This is a genomic window from Achromobacter sp. SIMBA_011, assembly GCF_046535435.1.
In the GTDB taxonomy this organism is placed as follows: domain Bacteria; phylum Pseudomonadota; class Gammaproteobacteria; order Burkholderiales; family Burkholderiaceae_B; genus Achromobacter; species Achromobacter dolens.
Map to the genome: position 1 here is coordinate 155327 of NZ_JAWRWN010000009.1, position 17958 is coordinate 173284.

The 17958-nt window shown below is 67.9% G+C and carries 19 protein-coding genes and 1 tRNA gene; 10 read left to right on the top strand and 10 right to left on the bottom strand.

The genetic code is table 11. From position 1 onward, the window contains the following. Window positions 1–79: 79 nt before the first annotated feature. The 4 genes from SB816_RS25020 (at window position 80) to SB816_RS25035 (ending at window position 3236) form a co-directional block, all read left to right on the top strand. A complete protein-coding gene (locus SB816_RS25020; protein ID WP_144658068.1) occupies window positions 80–541 on the top strand; it encodes a hypothetical protein in 462 nt (153 codons plus the stop codon). After that, entirely contained in the window at window positions 531–1061 is a 531-nt protein-coding gene (locus tag SB816_RS25025) for a hypothetical protein (protein WP_410547679.1), read from the top strand. The genes SB816_RS25020 and SB816_RS25025 overlap by 11 nt, the downstream gene beginning before the upstream one ends. Further along, window positions 1042–1314 (top strand): hypothetical protein, encoded by a 273-nt coding sequence (locus SB816_RS25030; protein ID WP_410547680.1) that lies wholly within the window; start codon window positions 1042–1044, stop codon window positions 1312–1314. Before SB816_RS25025 ends, SB816_RS25030 begins: the two co-directional genes overlap by 20 nt. Window positions 1315–1658: 344 nt before the next feature. Continuing rightward, a complete protein-coding gene (locus SB816_RS25035; protein WP_054501307.1) occupies window positions 1659–3236 on the top strand; it encodes a diguanylate cyclase in 1578 nt (525 codons plus the stop codon). Window positions 3237–3255: 19 nt separating this feature from the next. Here the strand turns inward: SB816_RS25035 and SB816_RS25040 are convergent, their stop codons facing one another. Then, a complete protein-coding gene (locus SB816_RS25040; RefSeq protein WP_054501306.1) occupies window positions 3256–3498 on the bottom strand; it encodes a hypothetical protein in 243 nt (80 codons plus the stop codon). 169 nt (window positions 3499–3667) lie between these two features. On the opposite strand from SB816_RS25040, the gene yddG reads away from it, so the two are divergent. Continuing rightward, window positions 3668–4576, top strand: coding sequence for an aromatic amino acid DMT transporter YddG (yddG, locus tag SB816_RS25045; RefSeq protein WP_064524136.1), 909 nt, complete (start codon window positions 3668–3670; stop codon window positions 4574–4576). Window positions 4577–4633: 57 nt separating this feature from the next. Here yddG and SB816_RS25050 read toward each other — a convergent pair whose 3' ends face one another. Beyond that, window positions 4634–4825 carry a hypothetical protein gene (locus SB816_RS25050; protein WP_006393830.1) on the bottom strand — a complete coding sequence of 64 codons (192 nt, stop codon included), beginning with the start codon at window positions 4823–4825 and terminating at the stop codon, window positions 4634–4636. Window positions 4826–5082: 257 nt separating this feature from the next. Between SB816_RS25050 and SB816_RS25055 the strand changes: the two genes are divergently transcribed. The 3 genes from SB816_RS25055 (at window position 5083) to SB816_RS25065 (ending at window position 6739) form a co-directional block, all read left to right on the top strand. Continuing rightward, window positions 5083–5337, top strand: coding sequence for a hypothetical protein (locus SB816_RS25055; RefSeq protein WP_054501304.1), 255 nt, complete (start codon window positions 5083–5085; stop codon window positions 5335–5337). Between the two features lie 131 nt (window positions 5338–5468). Continuing rightward, a complete protein-coding gene (locus SB816_RS25060) occupies window positions 5469–5660 on the top strand; it encodes a hypothetical protein (RefSeq protein ID WP_054501303.1) in 192 nt (63 codons plus the stop codon). Between the two features lie 161 nt (window positions 5661–5821). Then, window positions 5822–6739 (top strand): hypothetical protein, encoded by a 918-nt coding sequence (locus SB816_RS25065; RefSeq protein WP_064524134.1) that lies wholly within the window; start codon window positions 5822–5824, stop codon window positions 6737–6739. 41 nt (window positions 6740–6780) lie between these two features. Here the strand turns inward: SB816_RS25065 and SB816_RS25070 are convergent, their stop codons facing one another. From SB816_RS25070 to egtD, 4 genes are all read right to left on the bottom strand, one after another. Then, window positions 6781–7743 (bottom strand): dienelactone hydrolase family protein, encoded by a 963-nt coding sequence (locus SB816_RS25070; RefSeq protein WP_410547681.1) that lies wholly within the window; start codon window positions 7741–7743, stop codon window positions 6781–6783. 294 nt (window positions 7744–8037) lie between these two features. After that, window positions 8038–8114 (bottom strand) — tRNA-Met (locus SB816_RS25075). A gap of 142 nt (window positions 8115–8256) precedes the next feature. Further along, on the bottom strand, window positions 8257–9570 hold the full coding sequence (egtB, locus tag SB816_RS25080; RefSeq protein WP_054501300.1) for an ergothioneine biosynthesis protein EgtB: 1314 nt from the start codon (window positions 9568–9570) through the stop codon (window positions 8257–8259). A 36-nt stretch (window positions 9571–9606) separates the two neighbouring features. Further along, window positions 9607–10584: an L-histidine N(alpha)-methyltransferase gene (gene egtD / locus SB816_RS25085; RefSeq protein ID WP_410547682.1), complete on the bottom strand. Its 978-nt coding sequence runs from the start codon at window positions 10582–10584 to the stop codon at window positions 9607–9609. Window positions 10585–10908: 324 nt separating this feature from the next. Here egtD and SB816_RS25090 point away from each other — a divergent pair, with 324 nt between their 5' ends. Further along, window positions 10909–11241 (top strand): YqjD family protein, encoded by a 333-nt coding sequence (locus SB816_RS25090; RefSeq protein ID WP_054501299.1) that lies wholly within the window; start codon window positions 10909–10911, stop codon window positions 11239–11241. A gap of 74 nt (window positions 11242–11315) precedes the next feature. Further along, window positions 11316–12710 (top strand): phospholipase D-like domain-containing protein, encoded by a 1395-nt coding sequence (locus SB816_RS25095; protein ID WP_082401852.1) that lies wholly within the window; start codon window positions 11316–11318, stop codon window positions 12708–12710. A 34-nt stretch (window positions 12711–12744) separates the two neighbouring features. Here SB816_RS25095 and SB816_RS25100 read toward each other — a convergent pair whose 3' ends face one another. The 4 genes from SB816_RS25100 to SB816_RS25115 all read right to left on the bottom strand — a co-directional run bounded on the left by SB816_RS25100 (window position 12745) and on the right by SB816_RS25115 (window position 17862). Continuing rightward, a complete protein-coding gene (locus SB816_RS25100; RefSeq protein ID WP_054501297.1) occupies window positions 12745–14415 on the bottom strand; it encodes an FMN-binding glutamate synthase family protein in 1671 nt (556 codons plus the stop codon). A 189-nt stretch (window positions 14416–14604) separates the two neighbouring features. Then, window positions 14605–15828 carry a YeeE/YedE family protein gene (locus SB816_RS25105; RefSeq protein ID WP_116791056.1) on the bottom strand — a complete coding sequence of 408 codons (1224 nt, stop codon included), beginning with the start codon at window positions 15826–15828 and terminating at the stop codon, window positions 14605–14607. A 149-nt stretch (window positions 15829–15977) separates the two neighbouring features. Then, complete coding sequence (locus SB816_RS25110) at window positions 15978–16922, bottom strand: AEC family transporter (protein ID WP_054433276.1); 945 nt, start codon at window positions 16920–16922, stop codon at window positions 15978–15980. A gap of 31 nt (window positions 16923–16953) precedes the next feature. Next, complete coding sequence (locus SB816_RS25115) at window positions 16954–17862, bottom strand: DMT family transporter (RefSeq protein WP_410547683.1); 909 nt, start codon at window positions 17860–17862, stop codon at window positions 16954–16956. Window positions 17863–17958 lie beyond the last annotated feature (96 nt).

Genomic DNA, 17958 nt, shown 5'->3' on the forward strand with positions numbered 1-17958 from the left:
ATTTACTCGGCCCGCTTCGGTGGGCTTTTTTCTTGTCCGGGAGGCAGACATGCGCACCCTCATCTAGGAGCAGAGCAAGATGGAACCGAGTTCCGCTGGTTTGAGCGGTTGGGCCGCCCTGAAAATTGCGCTGGCTTTCGGCATGCCGGCCGCGATGGCGGCGTTGATCGGCATGTTGCTGATGCCGCCGCGCACGCCGCGCGAATTCGTCGCGCGCACCGCCTGCACGGTGGTCAGCTCATTTCTGTTCGGGCCTTTGCTGGCGATCGGCATGATCGCCTGGATGCCCGACCTGATGTCCTCGGCCTACTGGATGGCGCAGCGCACGGGCCTGGGCGAGGACGGGCTGCTGGCCATGTTCTATGTGCTCGGCCCGTGCATGTTGCTGGCGGGATTGCCGGCCTGGTGGGTGCTGGGCGCTTACCTGCGCCTGACCGCCAAGCTGCAGAACCAGGACCTGGTGGACTGGGCGGTCGAGATCCGACGCAAGACGCTGGGCATGGAAACCCACGCAGACAAGGAGGGCAGGCATGACGCTTGACCAGATCATGGACGATGCGGTGCGGCCGGCGATGGCGCTGTTGCCCGCGCGCATGGATACGCCCGAGGCGGACTGCATGCTGCTGGCCATCGGCCTGCAGGAAAGCCGCTTCGTGCATCGGCGGCAGATCGGCGGGCCCGCCCGCGGCTTCTGGCAGTTCGAGAAGGGCACGCGCGTCAGCCGCGGCGGCGTGTGGGGCGTGTTCCTGCACGCGGCCAGCAGGGATCACCTGGCCACGTTGTGCAAGTCGCGCGGCGTGGCCGGCGATCCGGAGGCGATCTATGCCGCGCTGGAGTATGACGATGTGCTGGCCGCCGGCGTTGCGCGGCTGCTGCTCTGGACCGATCCGAAGGCGCTGCCGCCGGTCGGCGAAACGCAGGCGGCCTGGGCGCTGTATCTGCGCACCTGGCGGCCGGGCAAGCCCAAGCCGGACAGTTGGGCCGGCCTTTACCAGCAGGCCGTGACGGCCATCCGGACGCGGTCCGACAGGAGCACGGCGCATGTTGCAACAGTGGATTAAGCGGGGCCTCGGCGTGGTGGCGGCAGTGCTGGCGGGGCTGGCCGCCGTCGCCGGGGTGTATTGGCGGGGGCGGGCCATGGGCCGGGCGCGGGAACGCTCGGACAGTGAGGCCCGCCTCCAGGCGCGGGCGGGCCACGCCCGCAAGGAGGCCAGGGATGTGCAGGAAAAAGTGGCTCGCAGCGATGACGATGTCGTGGCTGATCGGCTCAAGTCTGGCTGGGTGCGGGTCGCTCCCCCCGCGGACCGGGATTGAATATTGCGACCATGCCCGGCCGATATATTTCAATTCGGCGGCGGAAGTGGACGCGACGCCGGCGGCAATACGCCGGCAGGTGCTCGAGCATAATGAAATGGTTTCTCGGCTTTGTTTTTGAGGTAAATTGGGGACGCGATTTTTTCCACCTTCAGGGCGCTTTTTTTCCGGCGCCGTCGGGGCGATGGATGGTGTGCTGCGGTCTGGTTCTGCAATAATTTCTGGTTTTCCGTCCCCTCGGGCCGTCGGCCCGGATGACTGTTCCAGGAGAGGCGCAATGGGTCAGAGGGTGCAGTGTCGGCAAGCGTTTTGCCCCGTGCAAATGCGCGGCAGGGAAAAATAATATGGCTGACGGCGAAAGCCTGGTCGCCGCGCGGGTCCGCCCGAAGCTCCGGTATTCGATGCGAACCGGACTGCTGGTGCTGGTGTTCGCCTGTATTGCGCCGGCGCTGGCGGTGTCTTCGATCGCCGTTTATGAAAGCTACCTGATCCAGAAAGAACGGATATTCCGCGACACCATTTTCCTGGCCCGCAACCTGACCGCGATTCTCGACCGGGAAATGACCGGCGTCGAAGCCGGCTTGCAGATGTTGGCGTCGTCCCCCGACCTGGTGGGGGGCGACCTGGGCGGATTCCACCAGCGCGCCCGCGAAGCCATCAAGTTCCAGATCGTCGACAGCTACGTGCTGACCGACAAGGAGGGCCGCCAGTTGGTCAACACCATGGTGCCCTACGGCACGCCCTTGCCGTCTTCGGGGGTGTCGCAGGAGCTGGCGCGGGTTTTCCGCGCGCGTGAACCCGTCCTGAGCAGCCTGTTCATCGGCGCGCTCAGCGGCACGCCGACCATCGCGCTGGGGGTGCCGGTGGTGCGTGGCGACGAGGTCATCTACAGCCTGAACGTGGGCCTTTCGCCCGACCGCATCGGCAACGTGCTGGGGCGGCGCGGGCTGCCGGACGGTTGGGTGGCGGCAGTGCTGGACAAGAACGGCACCATCATCGCGCGCACGCGCGATCCCGAGAAATTCGTGGGCCAGAAGGCGGTGCCGACGCTGGCGCGCGCGGTGCAGTTGGAGAACGAGGGTTCGCTGGAGTCCACCACCAAGGAAGGCACGCCGGTCTACACCGCGTTCAGCCGCTCGGGCCTGACCGGCTGGACGGTGGCGGCGGGCGCGCCGATGACGCTGGTGACGACCGACCTTTACCGCTCGATCGCCTGGCTGGCGCTGGGGACGGTGGCGGCGTTCGGGCTGGGGTTGTGGCTGGCCCTGCGGCTGGCCAATCGGCTGACGTCGGCGGTGCAGGGGCTGGTCGGCCCGGCTCTGGCGCTGGGCGAAGGCCGCACCGTCGAACTGCCTGGCACGCGGGTCAAGGAGGCAGAGGAGGTCGGCACGGCGCTGCTGCAGGCCTCGCGGATGCTGGCGCATGCGCAGCACCTGGCGCACTACGATCCCCTGACCGGATTGTGCAACCGGGTGCTGTTCGGCGAGCTGGTGCTGCGCGAGCTGGCGGTGGCACAGCGCAGCGGCGCGACGTTCGCGATCCTGGCGATCGACCTGGACGGTTTCAAGGCGGTCAACGACCTGCATGGGCATGCCGCCGGCGATACCGTCCTGAAGGAAGCGGCCGACCGCATGGCCACCGCCATTCGCGTTTCGGACGTGGCGGCGCGGCTCGGGGGCGACGAGTTCGCCGTGCTGCTGCTCGGCGCCAACCAGGAAAACGCACAGGCGGTGGCCGAGTCCCTGGTCGAGAGCCTCTCTTTGCCCTACCCCAAGATCCGCGTCGCGGTCTCGGCCAGCGTTGGCATCGCCGTCTATCCGGATTCGGGCGTCACCATGCTGCAGTTGCTGGAGCGGGCCGACGTCGCGCTGTACCGGGCCAAGGGTCTGGGCAAGCGGCGGGTCGCGTCCGACGAGCGTTGACGCGGCCGCGCCCGGCGCATCAGGCGCCGTGGCGGGGTACGGCGGCGGGCGGCAGGGCGGTCAGCACCTCGCCCGATTTCAGGCGATAGCGCCGTTCCCCCAACGCGATCACGCGCTCTCCCTCCGAGGTCCTGAGAATGTAGTGGACCGTGATGGGCGGCCCCGTGCGCGGGTCGGCGTGCGAGAACACTTCGATCCGGTAGAGCCGGCCGGATGCCGTGGTGGCGAGCACGTCGCTCAGCCTGCGTACAGAGATGGTCATGCGGCGAGATCTCCTTCTTGTTGATATTCGATCGGTCGCGCCGCGTCGGCCCGCAATTGCCGTGCCGGCCCTCCCGCGGCGGGTTTTCCGTTTTCGCTACACTGCGTCGTTTTGGGCGCACGCCATGGCGCGGCGCCCGGGATGGACTTCGGGAAATCGGAAAAAAGCAATGCAATCTGCCCCCAGCCGCAATGCGGCGACATTGATGGGAGTGATGGCCGTGGTGCTCTGGGGCACCGTCGTCGGCCTGATTCGCGGCGTCAGCGAGCGTTTCGGGCCGATCGGCGGCGCGGCCCTGATCTATACGGTCGGTTCGGCATTTCTCGTCCTGTTGCTGGGATGGCCGCGGGTGCGTTCATTCCCGCGCCCCTACCTGGTTTCCGGCAGCCTGTTGTTCGTGGCCTATGAAATCTGCCTGTCGCTGTCGCTGGGATTCGCCGCCAACCGCGGCCAGGCGATCGAGCTGGGGATCGTCAATTACTTGTGGCCGTGCTTTACCGTCATCCTGGCGATCCTGATCAACGGCCAGCGCGCCAGCGTCTGGGTGCTGCCGGGCATTGCGCTGTCGCTGTGCGGCATCGTCTGGGTGGTCGGCGGCGACGGCGGCGTTTCCTGGTCGCGCGTGGCGGCCAATGTCTCCAGCAATCCCCTCAGTTATGGTCTGGCGTTCAGCGGCGCCGTCATCTGGGCCTTCTATTGCAACGTCACGAAACGCTACGCCGATGGCAAGAACGGCGTGGCGTTGTTCTTCATGCTGACCGCGGCCGTGCTGTGGATCAAATACGGATTCAGCGCCGAGCCGGCGCTGCCGTTCGCCTGGCCCGCCGTGCTCGAGCTGTGCGTGACGGGCGGCGCCATGGCGGCCGGTTACGCGCTCTGGAACGTGGGCATTCTCAGCGGCAATCTGACGCTGCTGGCCACGGCGTCCTATTTCACGCCCGTGTTGTCGACTTTTTTTGCGGCCATATGGCTGTCCACGCGCTTGACCATGACATTCTGGCAAGGCGTGGCGATGGTCACCGCCGGCTCGCTGATCTGCTGGGCGGCGACGCGCGGCAGGCCCGCCCGGGGCAAGTAGCCCCGTGGCAATCTCCTGGCTCATCGGTTGACGGGGATTCCGGAGGAACCCGTCGGCTCATTCCAGGACGATGGTCTGCGCCACGGCGTAGCCGAGCGGAATGAGCAACAGGGAGGCGAACAGCGAGCTGACGATCGCCGCCGATATTTTCAGCCACGGCTCGGGTCCCGCGCTCTGTATCGTTTGAACCACCAACGCGACGATACCCACAACCATCAAACAGCTGATTACCACTGCTACGTAAGTCATGATGTCTCCGTCCTCGCCTGATTAAAGGGATGCGGCGCCGCTACTGCGGTCTGTCACTACGTCGCTACGTTTAGTCTGATTGTGCGCCTGTATGCGGGGGTGTGGCGCTAGGGTTTTCCTGGCTCGGGCGCGCGCTGTGGCGTTTTTGCCGCGCACCGTGCAGCATGAAATCGGTGTGCGGCGCAGCATTTTTCCGCCCCGCCGCGCCCGCGCTTTGCGCTACGATGGCGGCGTCCACCCACTCTCCAGATCGCGAAATGCCGCAACGACTCCGCCCGGGCACGCGCGCCACACTGCAGGTCAGGCAGTTGCTGCCGGGCGAATTCGCCTGGATCATCACCCTGCTGGATCCCGACACCGGCAATGTGCGCAGCACCAATTATTCCGAACGGCGCTATGCCAGTCAGGACGAGGCCTCCGCCGCTGGCAAGGCCGCCGTGGTGGAATTCCTGGGCAATAGCGATCCGAATGCCGGGACTTCCGCCAAGGACGGCAAGCCGTCCAGGTCCTGATATCCGGCCGGCCATGCCCGAAAGCCCTCGCTGGAGGGCTTTTTTGCGTCGGGCCGATGGCGGCCGGCGCGCCGGGCATGGCAGTTGCTGAGCAGCGGGCTGGCGCGATAGGCGCGCCCAGGAGATCCGCCATGTTCCCACCCGACCATCGCCCGCCGGACGCGCCCGACGACGTGCCGCCCGATGATCCGCCGTTGCCCGGCGATCCACCGCGGCCCGACGACCCGCGCCCCAATCCCAACCACGCGCCCGACGATCCGGGCGAGCCCGACGTCGTCCCCCCGCCCGATCCGCGCGCGCCGGGCACGATCGACCTGGCCTGAGCGCCACCGAATCCGATCCCACTTCCAAGGAGGCTTGCATGCGTTCGATCCTGTTATGGCTGCTGGGGGTACCCATTCCCATCATCATCCTGCTGGCGCTGTTCTGGCATTGAGCCAGTCCGGTCCCGCGCCACGGCGCGCAATGTGAACGAGGAATCACCATGGAAAATGCACTCTCGGCCAACCGGCCCTACGACGGCGTGCCGCCGGTGAGGGAATCGGCGGTGTCCGCCGTATCCTGGGCCGCGGTATTCGCCGGCGCTGTCATCGCCGCGGCCTTGTCGTTGGCGTTATTCGCGGGCGGCTCCGGCCTGGGCTTCCTGTCGATCTCGCCTTGGAGCGGGGAGGGCGTCTCCGCGCCCGCGGCGGGCATCGGCCTGATCGCCTGGATGCTGTTCACCCAGATCGTGGCCTATGGCGTTGGCGGCTATGTCGCCGGCCGGCTGCGCACCAAATGGGCCGACGTGCATGGCGACGAGGTCTATTTCCGCGACACCGCGCACGGCTTCCTGGTGTGGGCATTGAGCGCTGTCGTGAGCGCCGCCCTGCTGGGCTCGGCAATTGCCACGCTGGCATCGGGCGCGGCCAAGGCCGGCGCTTCCGTGGCGGCGGGCGCGGGCGCAGCGGTGACGGCAAGCGCCGCCGCTGGCGCGGGAGCTGCGGCGGGCGGCATGGACGGCGCCGGCGATTACTTCACGGACGTGCTGCTGCGCAATGAACGGCCCGATGCCGGCGGCGATCGCGCCGCGGCCCGCGCTGAAGTCGGTCGCATCGTCGCCATGAGCCTGGCTCGCGGCGAAATGACCCCGGCCGACCGCGACTATGTGGCCCGGGTGATCGCGGCGCAGGCGGGCATCGATGCCGCCGCCGCGCAGCAGCGCGTGAACCAGACGCTGCAGCAGGCCCGGCAGGCCGCCGACGACGCCAAGCACAAGGCGCGCGAGGCCGCCGACGCGGCACGCAAGGCCGCCGCGGCGCTGGCGCTGTGGGGCTTTGCCTCCATGCTGATCGGCGCGTTCGTGGCCAGCCTGTGCGCGACCTGGGGCGGGCGGCGCCGCGACACGGTGTTCAAGCCATAATCGTGGCAGGCGAGGCGCGGGGCATCACGCCCCGCGCCGCTTCAAGGCAGCTTCTGCTGGAACATCCATTCGCGCCAGGGCCTGGCGGTCAGCAGCTCCGGCGCGATGCGGTGATCCATGCCCTGGTAGGTGACGAAGATCGGATGGCCGCCCGCGGCCGCCAGCGCTTCGGCCCAGATCCGGCTGCCCTCGTAGGGATTTTCCTGGTCGGCGGTGCCATGGACGAGCAGCGTGGGGACGCCCGCCAGCGGCTTGGCGAGCGAGCGCTCCGGTGGCACGCCCGACATGGCGACGATGGCGGCGAAGCGCCCGGGCGAGGCGACGGCGGCGTCCAGCGCTGCCGATGCGCCCATCGAGAAGCCGACGGCATAGATCCGTTTGGCGTCGACCGGATGGTGCCGGGCGATGTCCTCGACCAGCCGCATGACGTCAGGCAGGTCGGCGCCGGCCTTCGAGACCCGCACGCCATGGCGGTCCTTTTCATAGTTGGCGGTGCGGCCTGGTGTCTGCGGCACCAGTACATAGGCGGGAAAATCGCGGCGCGATTCGGCCGAGCCGAAGGCGCGGGTGAACGCGTTCAGCGGCAGCAGGTTGTCGGTACCGACGCCGCCCGAACTGTGGAAAATCACCACCAGTGGGTATTTTTTGCCGCTTTCAGGCGCAACCGGCGAGACCAGGCGGTAGGGCAGCGGGGCCTTGCCGGCGCGGGCGAATTCCGCCGGCGCGAAGGCGTCGATGGGGGCCTGCTTGAGCGTCTCGACGGTCTGCAATTGCGCGGCCGTGGGCGCGTAGCTGACGCTCGAGGCTTGCACGCCGCCTTGCGCGGCACAGGCGCGGCCGATGGTCAGGCTCAGGATCGCGGCGAGCACGGCGCGTGCGGCGATTCCAGCGATACCGGTGCTGATGATGACGCCTTGGCGGCCAGGCGTTGCCAGGGGGGCGGCCGGGGCGACAGGTCGGCGAGCTTGCGCGGGGCGCCAAGCCTGGATGCGGCTGGAGGGCATGTCAGATTCTCCCCATGAGATTGTGGTGGGCGTGGTGCGCGAAGATTCTAAAAGGGCGCACCGCGCCGGTATGCGGGAAAAATGTGGGGAATATGTGGAAATGTGTGAAGGGCCCAAATGCGGGCCGCAGGCAACGTGGTCGCGAAAGTGATGTCGGGGGTGGCGAGCCTTCGGCCTTCGATCTGGGCCGGCACGCTTTGGTTCGCACCCCCGGTCCCCCCCTGGTCCGCACCCCTGGTGCCGGCGCCCCAATGGAAAAAGGCCTTCACGCAAGTGAAGGCCTTTTTTGAATTCTGGTGGCGCATCCCTGATTCGAACAGGGGACCTGCGGATTATGATTCCGTCGCTCTAACCGGCTGAGCTAATGCGCCATCCTTATCCGTCGCAGGTTTCAATGAAAGCCAAGCAACGAAGAACGAAATTCTAGCACGGAATTTTTTAGGATTGCAAGTAGGGTGGCGGCCTTTTTTGTTCAGGCCGCGGGCGGCCCGCGACGACCGTGCATGCACCCTGTCAGGCATCCCGCGCCAGACGAATGCCGGAAAACTGCCAACGCGCTTCCGGCGGGAAGAAATTGCGGTAGCTGGGCCGGATGTGGCCGCGCGGGGTGGCGCAGGAGCCGCCCCGCAGCACGTACTGGTTGCACATGAACTTGCCGTTGTATTCGCCCACCGCGCCGGCATCGGGCTTGAAGCCGGGGTAGGCATCGTAGGCACTGGCGGTCCATTCCCAGGCGTCGCCGAACAACTGCGCCGGGCCGCTGCCCTGCCGGGCGGGGGCGGGGCGGGGATCCAGGTGGCCGTTTTCCAGCAGGTTGGCGCGGTTCGACCAAGCGCCGTCGGGCAGTTGCCGCGCCGCGTGCTCCCACTCGGCCTCGCGCGGCAGGCGCACCCGTGCCCAGCGCGCATAGGCGTCGGCCTCGTAGTAGCTGATATGCGTGACCGGGGCCTGCAATTCCAGCTCCTGCATGCCGCGCAGCGTGAAAACCCGCCAGTCATCGCGCTGGCCTTCCCAATAAAGGGGCGCGCGCCAGCCTTCCGCGCAGACCCGCTCCCACCCCAGCGACAGCCACAGTTCGGGCCGCTTGTAGCCGCCGTCGCGGATGAAGGCGAGGTATTCGTGCTGCGTCACCAGGCGGTCGGCCAGGTGGAAGGGAGCCAGCAGCACGTCATGCGCCGGGCCTTCGTTGTCGAACGCGAAGCCCTGCCCGTCGTGGCCGATACGGACGACGCCGCCGTTGTAGCGGGTCCAGCCGGCGGGCGTGCCGGGTGGCAGCGCGGGCGAACCCGACGCGACGTAGGCGGGCTTGAGCGGGTTGGCGAACAGCAGGTGCTTGATATCCGTCAGGATCAGTTCCTGATGCTGCTGCTCGTGGTTCAGCCCCAGTTCCAGCAGGGCGTCGAAGGCCGGATCGTTGCCGCCCAGCCGCGCGATCAGCTCGTGCATGGCCTGGTCCACGTGCTGGCGATAGCGCATCACGTCGGCCAGCGGCGGCCGCGTCAGCAGGCCGCGCTGCGGCCGTGGATGCTTGGCGCCAATGGCGTTGTAGTAGGAGTTGAACAGCATCCGATACTGCGGGTGGAACACGGGGCAGGCCGGATCGAAGTGCGTCAGCAGGAAGGTCTCGAAGAACCAGGTGGTATGCGCCAGGTGCCATTTGACCGGGCTGCAATCCGGCATGGACTGCACCTGACAATCCTCCGGACTCAGGGGGGCGGCCAGCGCCACGGTGGTGGCACGCACGGCATCGTACCGGTCGTGCTGGCCGGCCTGGCCGGCGGCATAGGGGCCGTTGGCCGGGTGGGTCAGCAGGCAGGCAGGTTCCATGGCGATCCTCCAGGGGCGGGTTGAGGGGGCGCGGTGTCAGGCACGCGCGCTGAATACTGAAAACCAGCCGCGCGCGTCCGACCAATGGTGGATGTCGTGGTATCCCGCGCGCTGCAGCAATCCGGTGAAGGCTTCGGGCGTGAACTTGTAGGAGTTCTCGGTATGGATGCGCTCCTGCGCCGCGAAGCGCCGCTGGCCGCCGGGCCAGGCCACCGTGACGGAACGGCGCGCTTCCAGGTGCATCTCGATGCGCGATTGGTCGCTGTTGAACAGCGCCACATGGCGCCAGTCATCGACATCAAAGTCGCTGCCCAGCAGGTCATTGACGTGGCGCAGCAGGTTCAGGTTGAAGGCCGCGGTCAGGTGCAGGGCGTCGTCGTAGGCCGGTTCCAGCACCTGCCTGGGCTTGACGCGATCGACCCCGACCAGCAGCCCGCCGCCGGCGCATTGCCGCTGGATCCGCCGCAGCATGGTCAGCGCGGCTTGCGGGTCGAGATTGCCGATGCTGGAGCCGGGATAGAAGAACAGGCGCTGCTCGGCGCCGATATCCGCCGGCAAGGCCAGCGCCTGGGAGAAGTCCAGGCCGATGGGCGTGATCCGCAGGTCCGGGTACGACAGGCGCAGCCGCCGCACCGCGGATTGGAGGTAGTCGGCGGAAATGTCGATTGGGACGTAATGGCGCGGCCGCAGGCTGGAAAACAGCCGCTCGGCCTTGACGCAGTCGCCCGCGCCCAGGTCGATCATGGCCTGCACCGGACCGATGTGGCGCGCGATGTCCTGCCCGTGCCGCGTGAAGATCTCTGCTTCGCAGCGGGTCGGGTAGTACTCCGGCAATTGCGTAATGGCGGTGAACAGCGACGAGCCGAGCGCGTCGTAGAGAAACTTGGGGTCGATATGAGCGGGATGATCCAGCAGTCCGTCGCGCAATTCCTGCTGCTCGGCGGTCATGGGCTGGGGTTGCGGCGCCAGGAACCGCGGGGCGGCGCCGGCGAGCAGTGCGGAGGGAGAGACCATGCGTTCAGTTCCTTTTTTGAGGCCGATGAAGCGCATTGCAAAAACACATTGTGGCCGCCAGAGGGGTTCCGGTGTCAAGTTAAGCCACTGAAATGCAATGGACTTTTACGAAATTGGCGGGGGCGGAAAGGCCGTCCGCACACGGGGACGGTACGTCTGGCCGTCGCCGTGCCGGGAGGCCTCAGCAAGCGGCGCGCCACTGAAATATCGGTTAACGGCTGGTTGCGAAAGCTCGGGCGCGCGGCGGCGGGAATGGCCACAATGTGGGCACGGTCTGGCGGCGAGCCGCAAGACTGTCTGAGCAATCCGCGACAAGGAGCGACTATGAATAGAAAGCACCAACGCGCCGAAATGGCCCTGCACCGCGATCGCGTGAGCGACAGCCTTCATGAGTTGCTTGCCGGTACGGAGGACCTGTTGCGGTCGACCGCCTCATACACCGGCTCTGAGATCGAAGCGGCGCGCGCGCGCCTGACGCGCCAGTTGGCCGAGGCGCGCGAATCCGCGGGCGAGTGGGAAGGCGTGGCGCGCGAGCGCGCCCGCCGCGCCAAGGCCTATGCCGATGAATACGTCCATGAGCACGCCTGGAAATCGGTGGGTGTGGCGACGCTGGTGGGCGTCTTGCTGGGCTGCTGCCTGCTGGCCAACCGGCGCTGAGCCCTCGCGCCATGAGGCCACCACCGGGCCTGCCCGCGCCGTTGGCGCGGGGGTGGCGCGCATGGCGAGGCGCCATGCGCGCGGCGGCGCTGGCCTGCTGCGCGGCCCTGCTGGCCGCCTGCGCCAGCGTGCCCGATGCGCAGGAACGCGCCGCCCGCAAGGCCCAGGCCGGCCTGTCCGCCGACGCGTCGCAGGCCAGTTACCGCCGCGGCCACGACATCGCGGCGGATCCCCGCAATGCAAGGAATGACTTCCTGGCGCGCCACCTGGCGGTCGAGGAAGCGGTCAGCGGCGCGCCGCTGTTGGCCGGCAACCGCGTGCGCCTGCTGGCCGACGGGCCGGGGACCTACCAGGCCATGCTGCGCTCGATCGCGCAGGCGCGGCGTTACGTGCACATGGAAACCTACATCTTCGAGGATGATGCGGAAGGGGCGCGCTTTGCCGAGGCCTTGATCGCGGCGCGCAATCGCGGCGCCGATGTCGCGCTGATGGTGGACGCGGTGGGCACGATCAAGACGCCCGACGCGCTGTTCCAGCGCCTGCGCGACGCCGGCGTGCAGGTCGCGGTCTTTAATCCGATCAGTCCCGTGAATGGCAGCCGCGCCGGCTGGTCGCCGAACCAGCGCAACCATCGCAAGGTCCTGGTGGTGGATGGCAAGGTGGGCTACCTGGGGGGCATCAATGTCAGCGCCGTGTACGCCTCGTCGCCCGCCAGCGGCAGCGGCGCATCGGGCGGCGTGGGCAGCGGAGCCGACGCGAAGCGAACCGACGCCCAGGCCGCGCCCTGGCGTGATACGCATCTGCAGATCGAGGGGCCGGCCGTGGCCCAGTTGGAGGCGGTGATCCGGGACGGCTGGCAGTCGCAGGCCAAGGAGCCCCTGCGTGGCGGCGGCACGGCGATCGCGCCGCCCGTCGGGCCCACGCGTGTGCGTATCCTGGCCAACCAGCCCGATCGCAGTGACGGCTACACCGTCTATCTGACGCTCATGTCCGCGTTCGAGAGCGCGCAGCGCTCCATTCACATCACCATGGCGTACTTCGTGCCCGACCCGGCCTTTGTCGACGTGCTGGCCGCGGCCGCGCAGCGCGGCGTGGACGTGGCGCTGGTGCTGCCGGGCTTCAGCGATTCGTCGCTGGTGTTCAATGCCGGCCGCTCCCATTACGGCAAGCTGCTCAAGGCGGGCGTGAAGATCTACGAGCGGCGCGACGCGCTGCTGCACGCCAAGACCGCGGTGGTCGACGGCGTCTGGTCCACCGTGGGATCCAGCAACATGGATTGGCGCAGCTTCGCTTTGAACTACGAGGTCAACGCGGTGGTGCTGGGACCGGAGTTCGCGGCCGACATGGAAGCGCTGTTCCAGCGCGACGTGACCGAGTCGGTGCGCATCACGCCCGAGGCCTGGCGCGCCCGGGGCGTGGATGACCGCTTTATGGAGTTCTTCTCGCGCATGTTCGAGCGCTGGCTGTAGGCCGCGGCGAGCGCCATCGCGGCCCGGCCCGCGCTCAGGCCGGCGTCGCCTGGGGCGGATGCGCCATGACGTATTCCTGCGCCAGCGCGGTGCTGATGTCGTGGGTGGGCTGGAACGAATCGGCGCGCGCCATCGACCAGCCGGCGCGGAACACCTGGTGACGGAACTCGCCGCGCAGCAGTTCGCCCGGCGCCAGCTCCGGGAACAGCGCCGACAGCAGCCGGATCTCGCTCGATGAAATGCGGCGCGCGATATGGTGCGGGCGCAACTGGTTCGGATGCGTCAGGCCGGCGGCTGCCAGCAGCTCGGCCAGCGCGTGCAGCGTGTTCTTGTGGAAATTGGCTACGCGCTGGGCCTTGTCCGGCACCACCAGAGCGCGCTGGCGCAGCGGATCCTGGGTAGTCACTCCGGTGGGGCACTTGCCGGTGTGGCAGGCCTGGGCCTGGATGCAGCCGATGGCGAACATGAAGCCGCGCGCGGCGTTGCACCAGTCCGCGCCCATGGCCATGACGCGGGCCATGTCGAACGCGGTGATGATCTTGCCCGAAGCGCCCAGTTTGATGCGGTCGCGCAGGTTCACGCCGATCAACGTGTTGTGCACCAGGCGCAGCGCCTCGCGCAGCGGCGTGCCGACGTGGTCGACGAACTCGACCGGCGCGGCGCCGGTGCCGCCCTCGGCGCCGTCGACCACGATGAAATCGGGCGTGATGCCGGTTTCCAGCATGGCCTTGACGATGGCGAACCATTCCCACGGATGGCCGACGCAGAACTTGAAACCGACCGGCTTGCCGCCGGACAGCTCGCGCAGGCGTGCCACGAACTTCATCAGGCCAATGGGCGAGTCGAAGGCCGAGTGGCTGGCGGGTGAGTTGCAGTCCTGCCATGGCGCCACGCCGCGCGCCTCGGCGATCTCGGGCGTGACCTTGCCGGCTGGCAGGATGCCGCCGTGGCCCGGCTTGGCGCCCTGCGACAACTTGATCTCGATCATCTTCACCTGCGGCGTACAGGCGTTCCTGACGAAGGCTTCCTCGGAGAAGGCGCCGTGCTCGTCGCGGCAGCCGAAGTAGCCCGAGCCGATGTTCCACACCAGGCTGCCGCCTGGCTGGCGATGATAGCGGCTGATGCCGCCTTCGCCCGTGTCATGCGCAAAGTTGCCTTGCCGCGCGCCTTCGTTCAGCGCAAGCACCGCGTTGGCCGACAGGGCGCCAAAGCTCATGGCCGACACGTTGAAGGCGGACATTGCGTACGGTTGGGTGCAGTCCGGGCCGCCCACGGTCACGCGAAAGTCGGTGTCGCCGATGTGGGTGGGCGACATGGAATGGTTGATCCACTCGTAGCGATCGCCGTACACGTCTTCCTGGGTGCCGAAGGGGCGCTTGTCGATCTCGCGCTTGGCGCGCTGATACACGATCGAGCGTTGCGCGCGCGAGAACGGCGAGGCCTGGGTGTCGTCTTCCAGGAAGTACTGGCGGATCTCGGGGCGGATGAATTCGAACAGGAAGCGCAGATTGCCCAGCACCGGATAGTTGCGGCGGATGGCGTGGCGCGTCTGGATCAGGTCGTACACGCCCAGCAGGCCCAGCAGCACCAGCGGCACGGCGGCCCACAACCACCAGTACGAATCCGTGAACACCAGGATGGTGGTCGCGGCGGCGGCCACCAGGGTCAAGATAAAGGCCGTGTAGCGGCCGGCAATCCATTGCATGTTCGTCTCCGTATTGCGGAATGCAGCAACCATACACCAGGGCGGCTGTAAAACCGGTAAACGCAAGGCGCGGCCCGGCGGCCGCGACCACCCCGTCCGCCATTGCGGAAACCGCGCCAATGCTGGCGTTGCGAGGCATGGACGAAAAAAAGCCCCCTCGGAAGGGGGCTGTTGCTGGAACAGTGTTTCTCAGCAGCTGGATGCCGACGGCGTTTTTTCCACCGCCAGGCCAAAAAGCGGACGCAGGCGCACGCCCAGGGCGCTGCCGGCAAACGCCGCCGGCAACCACAGCCAGGCATGCAGGCTGCCCGACAGGATGCCGCTGAAGTAGGCGCCGATGTTGCAGCCGAAGGCCAGGCGCGCGCCGTAGCCCAGCAGCAGGCCGCCGATGACCGCGCCGGCCAGCGAGCGGGCGGGCACCTTCCAGACCGGCGCGAACTTGCCGGCGGCGCTGGCCGCGGCCAGCGCGCCCAGCATCAGGCCGATATCCATTACCGTGGTCACGTCCTGGCGCAGCGGCGCGCCCAGCGCGGCCTGCTTGCTCCAGTAGGCCCAGGTGGCCACGTCGCCGCCCATCGCGTCCAGCGCCTTGGCGCCCCACAGCGCGAACGCCGAGGTGATGCCCCAGGGCCGGCCGGCCAGCGCCAGCGTGGCGAAGTTCAGCGCCACCAGCGCCACGCCGCCCCAGATCAGCGGCCACGGGCCTTGGAGCAGCGAGGCCGGGCGCGCGGTGCGCGAGGCGAACGAGATCACGTGGCCGTGGCGGCGTTTTTCCAGCACGGTGGCGATCCAGGCGATCAGCGCGAACACCGCCAGGTTGGCGATGATGGCGGGCGCCAGGCCCCAGGTCTTGATGAGCGAGGTCGGCGCCAGCGCGGGCAGGGTCGACCACCAGCCGAAGTGGGCGGTGGCGATGACCGAGCCGATGATGAAGAACAGCAGCGTGACCAGCATGCGGGTATTGCCGCCGCCCACCGCGAACAGCGTGCCCGAGGCGCAGCCGCCGCCCAACTGCATCCCGATGCCGAACAGGAACGCGCCCAGCAGCACCGACACGCCCGGTGGCGAGACCAGGCCGTTGACGGGTTGGCCGAACAGCGAGCCTTGCGCCAGGAACGGGAAGAACAGCAGCACGCCGATGGCCAGCATGAACATCTGCGCGCGCAGGCCGGCGCCGCGGCGGTCCGACACGAACACGCGCCAGGCCTGGGTGAAGCCGAACGACGCATGGTACAGCGCCACGCCCAGCAGCGCGCCGACGATCCACAACGCGCCCTGGCGCCAACTGACGGTCTGGTTCAGGTACAGGGCGCCGGCCAGCACCAGCAGCAGCGCGATCCAGAGCGGCTTGCGGTTGATCTGGATTGGCGGCAGCGCCGAGGGCAGGGGCAGGGTGGAAGTGTTGGCGCTCATGGGAGAGTCCCGGGAATTCGATAAGGGAAAAGCAAACGGGCGCGTAGCCGCACCCGTTGTCGTGGATAAAGTCTAAAGGCGGTCAATAATTTCTCAAAGCATTTATTGGTGCTTTTTTAATAACTTTTGATTATATAAAGATGCGCGGCTCAGGAGATCGGATGCGCGCTGATCCAGGCTACCAGCAGGCTCACGGTCAGGACGGACAGCACCGTGGACACCAGGATGGCGCGCGAGGTGACGCGCGCGTCGCGCCCGTACATCTGCGCCAGCATGAAGGGGCCTGTGCCGATCGGCAGGGCGCTCATCAACACCGCCGTCCAGGCCCACAGCGGCGGCATGGAGAACACCTGGAACGCCAGCAGCGCCGTCACGGCCGGTTGCAGCAGCAGCTTGCCGGCCACCAGCCGCAGCACGCCTGGTCCCGGGCTTGCGGTCTCGGTCTGCGCCAGGAACAGGCCGATGGTGACCAGCGCGCAGGGGCTGGCGGATGCGCCCAGCAGCGACACGTAGCGATCCAGCCCCTCGGGCAGCGCCAGCCCGGTGCCGGCCCACGCCAGGCCCAGCACCGGCGCGGCCAGCAGCGGATTGCGCATGAGCGCGCGGCCGACCTTCACCAGCGTGGCGCCCAGGCCTGGCGCCTGCTGGCGGTCGAATTCGATCAGGGCGATGGCGAAACCGAACAGCACGCTGGCCGTCATCAGTGTGGTGAAGGCCGCCGGCGCCAGGCTTTCGGCGCCAAACAGCGCCAGGCACAGCGGGATGCCCATATAGCCGGCATTGGCGTAGGCCGCCGCCAGTCCTTCGATGCTGCGGTCGGTCAGGCCGCGCGGGCCGCGTTTGCGCGGCAGGAACGACAGCGCGAACGTGACGGCGATGCCGCCGGCGAACGCGCCGACAAAGCCCCAGTGCGCCATGTGCGCCAGGTCCACCTGCGTCATGGCGCGGAACAGCAGCGCCGGCAACGACAGGTAGACCACGTAGCGGTTCAGGGCGTCGGTGGCGGCCGGCCCCAGGATGCGCCAGCGCGCCGCCAGCCATCCGGTCAGGATCAGCGCGAAGACCGGCAGGGCGGCGGTGATGACGGCATTCATGGCAGCGGCGGAAATGGGCGCGAAAGGGCGCTCATTCTACTTGCCGCGCCGGCGCGGGCGTGCGCGCCGAGCGGGTCACCAGCAGGATGCCGAGCGCGGCCAGCACCATGCCGGGCCAGGCCAGCGGCGGGATCGGCTCATCCAGCACCAGCAGTGCGATGACCGCGGTCGATGGCGGCACCAGGAAGAACAGCGCCGACACGCGTGACGCTTCGCCATGGCGCAGCATGGCCAGCAGCAACGTGATGGCGACCAGCGAATTGCCCACCACCAGGTACGCCAGCGAACCCAGCAACGGCCCGGTCCAGTCGATGCGCATCGGCTCCAGCCAGAAGGCCAGCGGCGCCGTGACCGCCAGGCCCACGGCGTATTGCACCGTGTTGGAGGTGACAGGGTGGGTCTGCACGCCAAAGCGCTTCTCATACAGCGTGCCGCTGGTGATGCAGAGCAGCGCGGCCATCGCGAACACCAGGCCGAGCGTCGAAGCCAGGTCGACCGAGGCCTTGGCGATGATGACCAGCGCGGCGCCCGACACGCCCAGTCCCAGCCCGGCCCAGCGCCGCGCATCGACGCGTTCGTGCGCGATCACCGGCGCCAGCAGCCCGATCAGGATGGGCTGCAGCGATGTGATCAACGCCAGTCCGCCGGCGGACATGCCTTGCTTGAGCGACAGGTAGGTGAAACAGAAGTAGCCCGCCTGCAGCAGCAGGCCGACCATGGCCAGGTGGCCCCAGGCGCGGGCGCCTTGCGGCAGCGGCGGCCGCAGCGCCAGGAGGAACGGCATCAGCAGCGCCACGACACAGGCGTAGCGCAGTGCCAGGAATGTCATCGGGTCGGCATAGGCCAGCCCCACTTTCAGCACGACGAAGCCGCTGGACCACAGCAGCAGGAAAAGCGCGGGCGCGAATTTCAACCAGGCGGGCGTTGCGGCTTGCGGCATGATGGCAATCAGCTGCGGGAATGGGCCAGCCGCGATGGTACGCCTGTTTCGCCGACACGCCATCCCTGCGAAAATGTCGACAGTGGATTCATATTC

Bases quoted from the DNA above. Each gene is read 5' to 3' on its own strand.
- SB816_RS25020 (WP_144658068.1), top strand. From the start codon at position 80: ATGGAACCGAGTTCCGCTGGTTTGAGCGGTTGGGCCGCCCTGAAAATT.
- SB816_RS25025 (WP_410547679.1), top strand. From the start codon at position 531: ATGACGCTTGACCAGATCATGGACGATGCGGTGCGGCCGGCGATGGCG.
- SB816_RS25030 (WP_410547680.1), top strand. From the start codon at position 1,042: ATGTTGCAACAGTGGATTAAGCGGGGCCTCGGCGTGGTGGCGGCAGTG.
- SB816_RS25035 (WP_054501307.1), top strand. From the start codon at position 1,659: ATGGCTGACGGCGAAAGCCTGGTCGCCGCGCGGGTCCGCCCGAAGCTC.
- SB816_RS25040 (WP_054501306.1), bottom strand. From the start codon at position 3,498: ATGACCATCTCTGTACGCAGGCTGAGCGACGTGCTCGCCACCACGGCA.
- yddG (WP_064524136.1), top strand. From the start codon at position 3,668: ATGCAATCTGCCCCCAGCCGCAATGCGGCGACATTGATGGGAGTGATG.
- SB816_RS25050 (WP_006393830.1), bottom strand. From the start codon at position 4,825: ATGACTTACGTAGCAGTGGTAATCAGCTGTTTGATGGTTGTGGGTATC.
- SB816_RS25055 (WP_054501304.1), top strand. From the start codon at position 5,083: ATGCCGCAACGACTCCGCCCGGGCACGCGCGCCACACTGCAGGTCAGG.
- SB816_RS25060 (WP_054501303.1), top strand. From the start codon at position 5,469: ATGTTCCCACCCGACCATCGCCCGCCGGACGCGCCCGACGACGTGCCG.
- SB816_RS25065 (WP_064524134.1), top strand. From the start codon at position 5,822: ATGGAAAATGCACTCTCGGCCAACCGGCCCTACGACGGCGTGCCGCCG.
- SB816_RS25070 (WP_410547681.1), bottom strand. From the start codon at position 7,743: ATGCCCTCCAGCCGCATCCAGGCTTGGCGCCCCGCGCAAGCTCGCCGA.
- egtB (WP_054501300.1), bottom strand. From the start codon at position 9,570: ATGGAACCTGCCTGCCTGCTGACCCACCCGGCCAACGGCCCCTATGCC.
- egtD (WP_410547682.1), bottom strand. From the start codon at position 10,584: ATGGTCTCTCCCTCCGCACTGCTCGCCGGCGCCGCCCCGCGGTTCCTG.
- SB816_RS25090 (WP_054501299.1), top strand. From the start codon at position 10,909: ATGAATAGAAAGCACCAACGCGCCGAAATGGCCCTGCACCGCGATCGC.
- SB816_RS25095 (WP_082401852.1), top strand. From the start codon at position 11,316: ATGCGCGCGGCGGCGCTGGCCTGCTGCGCGGCCCTGCTGGCCGCCTGC.
- SB816_RS25100 (WP_054501297.1), bottom strand. From the start codon at position 14,415: ATGCAATGGATTGCCGGCCGCTACACGGCCTTTATCTTGACCCTGGTG.
- SB816_RS25105 (WP_116791056.1), bottom strand. From the start codon at position 15,828: ATGAGCGCCAACACTTCCACCCTGCCCCTGCCCTCGGCGCTGCCGCCA.
- SB816_RS25110 (WP_054433276.1), bottom strand. From the start codon at position 16,922: ATGAATGCCGTCATCACCGCCGCCCTGCCGGTCTTCGCGCTGATCCTG.
- SB816_RS25115 (WP_410547683.1), bottom strand. From the start codon at position 17,862: ATGCCGCAAGCCGCAACGCCCGCCTGGTTGAAATTCGCGCCCGCGCTT.